Origin of the sequence: Deinococcus pimensis DSM 21231, from assembly GCF_000519345.1 — a bacterium.
Taxonomy (GTDB): domain Bacteria; phylum Deinococcota; class Deinococci; order Deinococcales; family Deinococcaceae; genus Deinococcus_A; species Deinococcus_A pimensis.
Genome location: NZ_KI912638.1, coordinates 3,444 through 12,776, shown reverse-complemented (window position 1 = coordinate 12,776; position 9,333 = coordinate 3,444). Strand labels below are relative to the sequence as shown.

9 protein-coding genes and 1 tRNA gene are annotated in these 9,333 nt (G+C 69.1%); 6 read left to right on the top strand and 4 right to left on the bottom strand.

Annotated features, from left to right (window positions below):
• Positions 1-126: 126 nt before the first annotated feature.
• Together DEIPI_RS0110235 and hisG are read left to right on the top strand one after the other, a co-directional pair.
• The gene (locus tag DEIPI_RS0110235) at positions 127-1,224 is read left to right on the top strand and encodes an ATP phosphoribosyltransferase regulatory subunit (RefSeq protein WP_027481721.1); all 1,098 of its coding nucleotides are present in this window, start codon (positions 127-129) and stop codon (positions 1,222-1,224) included.
• A complete protein-coding gene (hisG, locus tag DEIPI_RS0110230; protein ID WP_027481720.1) occupies positions 1,221-1,868 on the top strand; it encodes an ATP phosphoribosyltransferase in 648 nt (215 codons plus the stop codon). Before DEIPI_RS0110235 ends, hisG begins: the two co-directional genes overlap by 4 nt.
• Before the next feature lie 48 nt (positions 1,869-1,916).
• On the opposite strand, the gene DEIPI_RS0110225 is transcribed toward hisG, so the two are convergent.
• Together DEIPI_RS0110225 and DEIPI_RS0110220 are read right to left on the bottom strand one after the other, a co-directional pair.
• On the bottom strand, positions 1,917-2,807 hold the full coding sequence (locus DEIPI_RS0110225) for an SIS domain-containing protein (RefSeq protein ID WP_027481719.1): 891 nt from the start codon (positions 2,805-2,807) through the stop codon (positions 1,917-1,919).
• 231 nt (positions 2,808-3,038) lie between these two features.
• Positions 3,039-3,115: transfer RNA gene (locus DEIPI_RS0110220), tRNA-Arg, on the bottom strand.
• 41 nt (positions 3,116-3,156) lie between these two features.
• On the opposite strand from DEIPI_RS0110220, the gene DEIPI_RS0110215 reads away from it, so the two are divergent.
• Positions 3,157-5,049: a peptidylprolyl isomerase gene (locus DEIPI_RS0110215; RefSeq protein WP_027481718.1), complete on the top strand. Its 1,893-nt coding sequence runs from the start codon at positions 3,157-3,159 to the stop codon at positions 5,047-5,049.
• Positions 5,050-5,165: 116 nt separating this feature from the next.
• Positions 5,166-5,564 carry a hypothetical protein gene (locus DEIPI_RS37650; protein WP_157463592.1) on the top strand — a complete coding sequence of 133 codons (399 nt, stop codon included), beginning with the start codon at positions 5,166-5,168 and terminating at the stop codon, positions 5,562-5,564.
• 46 nt (positions 5,565-5,610) lie between these two features.
• Here DEIPI_RS37650 and DEIPI_RS0110210 read toward each other — a convergent pair whose 3' ends face one another.
• Positions 5,611-6,132: a DUF4388 domain-containing protein gene (locus DEIPI_RS0110210; RefSeq protein ID WP_027481717.1), complete on the bottom strand. Its 522-nt coding sequence runs from the start codon at positions 6,130-6,132 to the stop codon at positions 5,611-5,613.
• 408 nt (positions 6,133-6,540) lie between these two features.
• On the bottom strand, positions 6,541-7,827 hold the full coding sequence (murA, locus tag DEIPI_RS0110205; protein ID WP_027481716.1) for a UDP-N-acetylglucosamine 1-carboxyvinyltransferase: 1,287 nt from the start codon (positions 7,825-7,827) through the stop codon (positions 6,541-6,543).
• 346 nt (positions 7,828-8,173) lie between these two features.
• On the opposite strand from murA, the gene DEIPI_RS0110200 reads away from it, so the two are divergent.
• Both DEIPI_RS0110200 and DEIPI_RS30070 read left to right on the top strand, forming a co-directional pair.
• A complete protein-coding gene (locus DEIPI_RS0110200) occupies positions 8,174-8,395 on the top strand; it encodes a hypothetical protein (protein ID WP_027481715.1) in 222 nt (73 codons plus the stop codon).
• Between the two features lie 91 nt (positions 8,396-8,486).
• A partial coding sequence (locus tag DEIPI_RS30070; RefSeq protein WP_157463593.1) for a serine/threonine-protein kinase occupies positions 8,487-9,333 on the top strand: 847 nt, incomplete at its 3' end.

Sequence of the window (9,333 nt, the reverse complement as noted above, 5' to 3'; positions counted from 1 at the left end):
CGGGGTGACGTGGGGCTTGCGGTGCGCGGCGCATGGGCCGAGTATAGAGCAGTGCGACCGGACGCCCGAGGCGTCCGGCAGGAGGAATTCGACCGTGCTGATTCAACGTGTCGCGCCGGAGGGCGCGTGATCATTCCCGTCGGAACGCGGGACGTGCTGCCGCACGAGTGGGCCTGGCGGCAGCGTCTCATTCAGGAACTGCAGGCCTTCTTCACGTCGTGGGGGTACCAGGGCGTCGGGGTGCCCGCGCTGGAGTACCAGAACCACGCGCACCCGCAGGACGCGCGGGCCTTCAAGCTCATCGACCGCGACGGGAGCGTGCTGGCGCTGCGCAGCGAGTTCACCACGGCGGTGGGGCGGCTCGTGCGGGCCCGCTTCCCGGACGTGTCGTACCCGCTGCGGCTCCAGTACGCGGGCGCCCTGTGGCTGCGTCAGCAGACGAGCGAGCCGGGCCGCCTGCGCGAGTTCACGCAGCTCGGCGTGGAGCTCGTGGGGGTCTCGAACGCCCGCGCGGACGCGGAGCTGCTGGAGGTCGCGGCGGGCGCGCTCAGGACCGTGGGCCTCGACCCGCAGCTGGAGCTGGGCCACCCGAGGTTCGTGGACGCGGTGCTGGAGGACGTCGTCGTGGACGAGGGGCGCAGGCGCGCGATGCACGCCGCGGTGGACAGCAAGGCCGCCGCCGAGATTCGTGACGCGCTCGGCGAGGACGCCCCGGACGGCGTCCTCGCGACGCTGGAGGCCCTGCCGGAGCTGTACGGCGGCGCGGAGGTCCTCGACGAGGCGCGCGCGCTGGACCTCGGGCCGCGCGCCCGCGCCGCGCTCGATCGGCTCTCGGAGATCGCCGCGCTGTACGGCGGCGAACTGCTCTTCGACCTGGGCATGTCGCGCCGCTACGAGTACTACACGGGCTTCACGTTCCGCGCGTACCAGGCGGGCTTCCCGAACCCGATCCTGGGCGGCGGACGCTACGACGCGGGCATTCCCGGCGCGGGCTTCGCGCTGGGGCTGGAGCAGCTCACGACGGCGCTCGGGTCGCCGCCCGAGCCGGGCGAGCTGGTCCTGGCGCTCACAGTGGAGGACGCGTGGCGCGCTCACGCGGCGGGTCTGCGCGCGGAGCTCGCGTGGACGGACGACGCGCGCGAGCTCGCCGCGTACGCGCGCACGCGGGGCATCCTCCGTGTGGCGCGCGGCGGGGGCTTCGAGGACGTGGAGGTGCTCGCGTGAGCGCGCCCGAGGTGACGGCCACACGGCTCACGCTGGCCCTCCCGAAGGGCCGCCTGTTCTCCACGGCGGTGGACCTGCTCGCGGAGGCGGGCCTGGAGGTCCGCGCGCCCGAGAAGAGCCGCGCGCTGCGCCACCACTTCGAGGACGCGCACGGCGGCGTGACCCTGCTGGAGCTGCGCAACCAGGACGTCCCGACCTACGTGGACCTCGGCGTCGCGGACGCGGGCATCGTCGGGAAGGACGTGCTGCTGGAGGCGGGCCGTGACGTGTACGAGCCGCTCGACCTCGGCTTCGAGCGCTGCCGCCTCTCCCTGATCCGCGAGCGCGGCGCGACCTCGCCGATCCTGCGGGTCGCGACGAAGTACCCCCTGCTCGCGGCGCGCTACCTGGAGGATCGTGGCCTCGCGGCGGAGGTGGTGAAGCTCAGCGGGAACATCGAGCTCGCGGCGCTCACGGGGCTCGCGGACGCGGTGGTGGACATCGTGCAGACGGGCTCGACGCTCGTCGCGAACGACCTCGTGGAGGTCGAGACGATCCTGCACTCCAGCGCGCGTCTCGTGGTCAACCGCACCGCCCTGAAGCTCAAGCGGGCGCGGCTGCGGCCCCTGATCCAGCGGCTGCGCGAGCTGACGGTCCCGCGCTGAACGAGGAAGGGCGGCCCGCGGGCCGCCCTTCTCCGCGATGAGGACGCGTCAGTTGAGGTCGCCGCGCGACTCGCGGGCGCGGTCCTGCTCCAGGCTCGCGAGGACCTCGCGCAGCGCCTTCGCGTCCTCGGGGCTCTGCTCGTAGCGCTCCGCGAGGTACGCGGCGACCCACAGGCCGAAGTACCACAGGCCGAGACTCCCGGCGTAGCCCTCGCTGCCCTCGGGGAAGGGCACGGTCACGACCTCGTCGACGCGGGTCTGGAGGACCTCGCGGGCGAGGGCCATCTCCTCGTCCTCCTCTCCGAGGATGAGGGCGACGCGGCCGTCGCCGGTCTCGTGGCGGGCCTCGAAGGCGCCCGTGACGACGTACAGGGCGTCACGCTCGACCGGGATCGCGAGGGTCTTGCCGACGCGGGCGAGCAGCGTCTGCCAGGCCCACACGAGGAAGTTCTCGCCCTGCGGGGCGAGCAGCAGGGGCGCGCGCGTCCAGAGGGTCCACGCGAGCTCCCGGGCGGGGTTGCCTTCCTCCACGTCGGGCGCGCAGCGCGCCGCGAGGTCCGCGAGGACGCGTTCGGCCTCGGCGGCTTCATGGGTGTGGCCGGTGGCCGTCGCGACCCACTGGGCGTAGTGGTACGTGGAGAGCACGCCGCGCTCCACGAGCCCGGCGAGCCGCGAGAGGTCGCCCTGACCGAGCCTCGCGACCCGCGCGCCACTCACCTCGGCCATGCCGACGTAGTCCTCGGCGGCGGCCTCCCAGTCCCGGCTCGCGAGGACGAACTGCGTGCCGCTGCTGGTGAGGCGGCGCGAGACGAGGCTCTGGAGGAGCTCGGCGGGCAGGGCGCCCTCGCCGAGCCCGAGGACGCCGTAGGGGCCCTCGTGGCTGGGGGCGCCCTGGAAGGAGCCGGGAAGGGCCAAGAGGGCCTGCTGGAACCTGTTCATCGTGACCTCCTGCGGGGTCGGGCCGGGCGCGGGGCGCCCGTGAGGGCGTTCTCGTGATCCTCACGGCCCCGGACCGGGGTGAGCGCCCGTGGGCGCGAGCTCGTGTGGACGTCGTGTGGATCGTCGTCCGGGCGCTCAAGGCCGCTTCATCAGTCCTTGAGAACGCGTGCTAGAATCTGCGGCGTGTGGCCAGAGCAATCAAAAAACACCACCCGCGGGTGGTGTTTTTGGTGGCGCGCCCGACAGGATTCGAACCTGTGACCTTTGGCTCCGGAGGCCAACGCTCTATCCGGCTGAGCTACGGGCGCAGGGCGCGGCAAGACTAGCACGCACTTCAGGAGGAAGTCAAGTGAATCAGAAAGTCGTCGTACGTGTGCTGCTGGTGGTCCTGGGCCTCCTGCTGACCGCCGGGCTCGTGATCCAGTACCTGCCGGGCTCGGGCGGCCTCAACCTGTTCGGAGGCGGCGCGAAGGGCACGCCCGCCCTGAAGGTGAACGGGCAGACCGTCACCGCCGAGGAGCTCGACCGTGTCCGTCAGTCCAACCCGACGCTGTCCCTGACGCGTGACGGCGTCCTCGGCGAGGACTTCCGCACCGTCATCGTGGATCAGCAGGTGCGTCAGGTGCTGCTGTCGCAGGCGTCGAAGGACATCGACGTGCCGCGCAGCGAGATCGCCGATCAGGTCAAGCAGATCCGCGAGAGCAACAACCTCACGAAGACGAAGGACTGGGTGGACCGCCTCCAGCAGCTCGGCTACACCGACGCGAGCTTCCGCGCGCAGCTGCGCGAGCGCGCCGCGATCGAGAAGAAGGCCGAGCAGATCCAGGCGCGCGCCGCCAAGCCCACCGACGCGGAGGCGCAGCTGTACTACCAGCTCAACCCGCAGGCCTTCGAGGCCGAGGCGCGCATCGCCGGACGCGAGATCGTCGTGAAGGACCAGAAGAAGGCCGAGGAGCTCCTCGCGCAGGCCCGCGGCGGCGCGGACTTCGCGAAGCTCGCGTCGGAGAACAGCCTGGAGAACAAGGGGCGCGGCGGCGCGCTCGGCTCCGTCAAGGACGGCAAGGTCACGCCCGTCACGGCGATCGCCCTGCCGACCGAGGTATCCGCGGCGGCCTTCAAGCTCACCGAGGGCGGCCTCACGGACGTCGTGAAGAGCGGCGACCGCTACTACGTCGTGAAGGTCGAGCAGTACCTCCCGGCGGGCGTGAAGCCCTTCGCGGAGGTCAAGGCGGACGCGCTGAAGGCCGTGGAGGCCCAGAAGAAGAACGCCGAGGTCGAGAAGTGGCTCGACGACCTCGAATCGAAGGCGAAGGTCGAGGTGGTCGACAAGGCCTGGGCGTACAACAACCCCACCGTCGCGACCGTGAACGGCGAGAAGATCCCCTACGCGGAGGTGCTGTCCGCGATGCTCGGCAACCCGTCGTTCGGGTCGCTGGTGCAGCAGGGCGGCGCGCAGGCCGAGGGCTTCGTCAACGGCTTCTTCAAGCCGCAGGTGCTCGACAGCCTCGTGCAGCAGTACGCCGCGCCCGGCATCGTGAAGAAGCTCGGCCTGGCCCTGTCGGGCAGCCGTCAGGAGCTCCTCGCGGGCCTGCAGGCGTACGGCGGACGTGACGCGAAGGTCACGGACGCGGACGTCCAGGCGTACTACACCGCGCAGAAGGCGTCCTTCCAGACGCCCGGCAGCGCGAACGTGTCCGAGGCGTCGTTCAAGGACCGCGCGGCGGCCCTCGCGTTCCGCGAGTCGTTCGTGAAGTCCGGCGGGGACTTCACGGCGGCCGCGTCGAAGGCGGGCGGCACCGTGTCGGAGCGTGGCAGCGTCACGGCCGGTCAGGCGGACCCCACGACGGGCCAGCCGAAGCTGGACGCGGCGGTGCAGAAGGCCGTGTTCGACTCGGGTCGTCTCGCGACGGCCGGTGAGGGCAGCGTCACGGACGTCGTGGAGCAGGGCGGCCGTTTCGTGGTGGCGTTCGTCACGGACCTCGTGAAGGCCGAGACGAAGTCCCTCGCGGACGTACGGGGCCAGATCAGCGAGCAGCTCCTCACGCAGAAGCGCACCGAGGAGGGCCAGAAGTTCGTGCAGGCGCAGCTCAAGGGCGTGAAGGTCGTCAACAACCTCCAGACGGTCATCAAGGCCCAGGAGAAGCGCGCCGCCGCCGAGAAGGCCAAGCAGCCCGCCGCGCCGAAGAGCCCCACGGACACGGGCTCGCAGGGCGAGACGAAGACGCCCGCCAACAGCAAGTAAGCGCCAAGGCAGGAATGGAAGCCCCCGACACAGGTCGGGGGCTTCTTGTTGGGTAGCACACGCGGGTGCGGCTATTTTGATTTATTCTAGACGCACATTTATTTAGGAGCATGTTTATGTTCTTTAATTCGCATTTCAAAAGTCTTTTTTCTGCAGATATTATCAAGTCCTTTACCGATGAGGAGCGTTATTTTATAAATAAACTCCAAACTGCTCTATCAAAGGCAGTAGTTCAGATAAGAACTTCGGAGAACCGTTCACCAATCCACACTCTGGTATACTATAACGCTCCTGACGCTGAAGCGGAGCTAATCAAAATGCTGCTTGACCTGTTTATAGAAATAGAGCATTCAAGGGACTTTGACTACGATCCTATAAGTAGAAGGGTTCTTGCTCAAAAAATTGACGGTTTTATAAAAAACTTTGAGGTTTTCCAAAGGTTAGCGCGTAAAAAGGCGCTCCCCAAGACAATCTACGAAGAAATATTCGACTGCCTCAAGGTAGTCCATAAATAAAAACGATGGGAAGGGCATTCGCTCTTCCCATCGCTGCTGTTGATCCCTACGCGCCGTATTCCAGCTTGCCCGCCTGCCAGAAGGGCAGCAGGATCTCCATGAGCTCGCGCGGCGAGAAGGACGACGCGCGCACCATCGTGGCGAGGTCCCCGCGTCCCACGAGCGAGAGCGCCTCGTACTGACGGCGCGTCACGCGCGTCTGGTCGCTCCAGCCGTTCGTGAAGCGCACCGGGGACGTCCAGTCGGGCATCGCGCGGATGATGGGCGCCCACGCGTCGCCCTCCTGCAGCATGCGCGTCAGGACCGCCTCGCGGCGCATGGCGACGCTGCGGTCCGAGGTGGTGGCGCCCTGATCGAAGTTGAACTGCCCGTCGTGCAGACTGGCGATGAGGCTCAGGGCGTCCTCGCCCGACCTGCCGAGGGCGGTGGCGTGCACCACCTCTCCCCCTTCGAGCCAGACGTCACCTCCCCGAGGATGAGCGAGGCGCAGCGCGCCGGTCCGTCCGCTCGTCAGCAGCAACTGCATGACGTCCAGAAGTGAAAAGTCGGCGAGGTTGCCGGAGAGCATGAGGGCAGTCTAAGGCATTTGCGGCGCGCGCGACGTTCCCGCGGTCTGGACGAAGGATCCGTACGGATGAGATGGACGGGACGTCAAGGACGAGGCGCGGCCCACGCCCGCTCGCGGCGCACGCGAACGCGCCGGGCAGGAGAAACGAATCTCCTGCCCGGCGCGTCCCGGCGTCCCCGTCTGCCCTCTCCAGCGGTCCGCGTTCAGGCGTCGTAGGGACAGACCTGCTTACGCTCCGTCCCCGAACGGACCCGAGCGGTCGGGTCCTCTTGCCTGGATCGTTCAGGCGTCTCTGCACGCATGGCGGGGACGGCCCCTCGCTCATGCTTCGTGCGCCCACGCGTCTCTCCACGCATGGGCGGGGCGGCCCGGTCCTCATGCCATGGCCGCCCCGCGTCTCTGTTTGCTTCAGTCCATCGCCGCCGCGAGCACCGGTTCCGCCTGGGTGGCGATCGCGCCGATGCCGCGCAGGCGTTCGGCGAGGTGCTCGTAGCCGCGGTTGATGTACTGCATGCCGTCGATGACGGTCTCGCCCTCGGCGGCGAGCGCGGCGACGAACAGCGCGGCGCCCGCGCGGATGTCGGCGGCCTTCACGGGCGCGCCGTGCAGCGCGCCGCCCTGGATCACCTGGGTGTGCTCGCTCACGACGATCTGCGCGCCCATGCGGTTGAGTTCCACGACGTGCGTGAGGCGGTCCGGGTAGACCTTGTCCACGACGACGCTCGTGCCGGGAATGGTGGCGAGCAGCGCGCTGATCTGCGGCTGGAGGTCCGTGGGGAAGCCGGGGAATTCCAGCGCGGTGACGTTCACGGGGCGCAGTTCGCCCTGGGTGGCGTCCACGATCATGCTGTCGCCGCTCTCGAGGATCACGACGCCCATCTCCTGCAGCTTGCTGCTCAGGGCGCGCAGGTGCGTGGCGTTGATGTTCGTGAGGGTGAGGCGCGAGCGCGTGGCGGCGGCGGCGATCATGAAGGTGCCCGCCTCGATGCGGTCGGGGATGACGCGGTACTCGCCGCCGGTGAGGCGCGGCACGCCCGTCACGGTGATGGTGTTGGTGCCCGCGCCCACGACGTTCGCGCCGAGGCTGTTGAGGAAGTTCACCATGTCCACGACGTCCGTGTCGATGGAGCAGTTCTCCAGGGTGACCTCCCCGTCGCCGAGCACGGCGGCGAGGATGGCGTTCTGGGTGGCGCCGACGGTGAGCATCTCGAAGACGTAGCTGCCCGACAGGGGACGCGGACGGCGGGCGTGGTAGCTGCCGCCCTCCTCGTCGAGTTCGACGCCGAGCGCGCGGAAGGCCTTGACGTGCTGGTCGATGGGGCGATGACCGAAGGCGCAGCCGCCGGGCATGCTGACCTTGCCCTCGCCCGCGCGGGCGATGAGGGCGCCCATGAGGTTGAAGCTGGCGCGCATCTTGCTGACGAGGGCGTAGGGCGCCTCGACGGAGGTGAACTCGGGGGTGTGCAGCACGACGGTGTTCGGGCCGACCCAGGCGTGACGGGTGCCGAGGTGTCCGACGATCTCGAGGATGGTGTAGATGTCCGACAGGCGGGGAATGCCGTGGAGGGTGACGGGCTCGGGGCTCAGCAGGCTCGCGACGATGATGGGGAGCGCCGCGTTCTTGCTCGGCTGGACCATGAGTTCGCCGTGAAGGCGCTGTCCGCCGGTGATATGCAGGGGGCTGAGCTGGAGCATCGAGTATCCTTTCTGACGGAGCTCCCGCCTGGGGGAACGCCGGGTGTGCCTGGGATGTGAGCGGGCCAAAGGCAGGCTCAACAGCATCTTACACATCGTGCTCAAAGGCGTCTATAGCTGTTTTTGTGGTTTATGTTGAGGTTACTCACATTACGTGATAGGCTGAATTTGCTCACGCTGACGTCGGCCTGACCCGCGCCGCACGAGGGCCCTCCTCACCGGACGTCCCAGGGCAGGTCGCCTCACTCGACGAGAGCCATCGTACGCGGGCGGACGCGTGTTCGTCCGTACGTGAAAGCACCGCGACCGACGCGGCTCGTCGGCGCGTCCAACCTGGGGGCAGTCGATGCCTAAGAAAGAACGCAAACGCTTGCAAGTGGTCATCTCGGAGGAACAGGACGCGCTCCTCACGAAGACCGCCTACGAGCTGTCCAGCCCGGAACGCCTCATCTCCAAGAGCGAGGTCGTCCGGCTGGCCATCGAGAAGATCGCCAAGGAACTCGGGGAGGGAGAGCAACTCGACGAGTACCGCGCCCTCCTGGAGGAAGAGGACGTCAAGGACGACTGAGCCCTCCGAGGGAGGGGACGGCACCACGCCCGGCGTGGTGCCGTTTTCGTGCGCGCGCCAGGCCGACGTGAGGCTGGGCTAGACTGGACGCATGGAGACCGGCCGCACCGCCGCCGAGCGGCTCGGAGGACGCTACGTGCTCGGCGAGCTCATCGGGGAGGGCGGCAGCGCGAAGGTCTACCGCGCCCACGACACCGCCCTGGGTCGCGACGTCGCCATCAAGCTGCTGCACGAACACGTCCTGGAAAGCGACCGCCGCCGCTTCGAACGCGAGATCCGCACCCTCGCCCGCCTGAGTCACCCCGGCGTCGTCGCCATCCACGACCTCGGACGCGACGACGCGGGCCGGCTGTACTTCGCGATGCAGCTGCTGCTCGGCGGGCCCATCAGCACGCTCGGCCCCCTGGAGGACACCCCGGACGGCGTGGACCGCTTCGTGGACGCGGCCGTGCACGTCGCGCGCACCCTCGACCACGTGCACGCGCGCGGCGTCGTGCACCGCGACCTCACGCCGCACAACGTCCTGCTCGGCGACGACGGCGTGCCGCGCGTCATGGACTTCGGCCTCGTGTACGTCAGCGAGGGTACCCGCGACCTCACCCGCGCCGGGTACACCCTCGGCACGCCGCACTACATGGCTCCCGAGCAGGCTCGCGGCCAGCCGGTCGGGCCGCACAGCGACCTCTACGCGCTCGGGGCGGTCCTGTACCGCGTCGCGACGGGCCGCCCCCCCTTCGAGGGCGACAGCGACCAGGGCGTGCTCTACCAGCACGTGTACGAGGCCCCCCCGCATCCGGTGGAGGTGAATCCGGCCGTGCCGGAGCCGCTCGCCCGGGTGCTGCTGCACCTGCTCGCCAAGGCGCCCGGAGACCGGCCCGAGAGCGGCGCGCAGGCCGCGCGTCTGCTGGAGCTCGCCCGCGAGGAGCTCGGGCGGACCA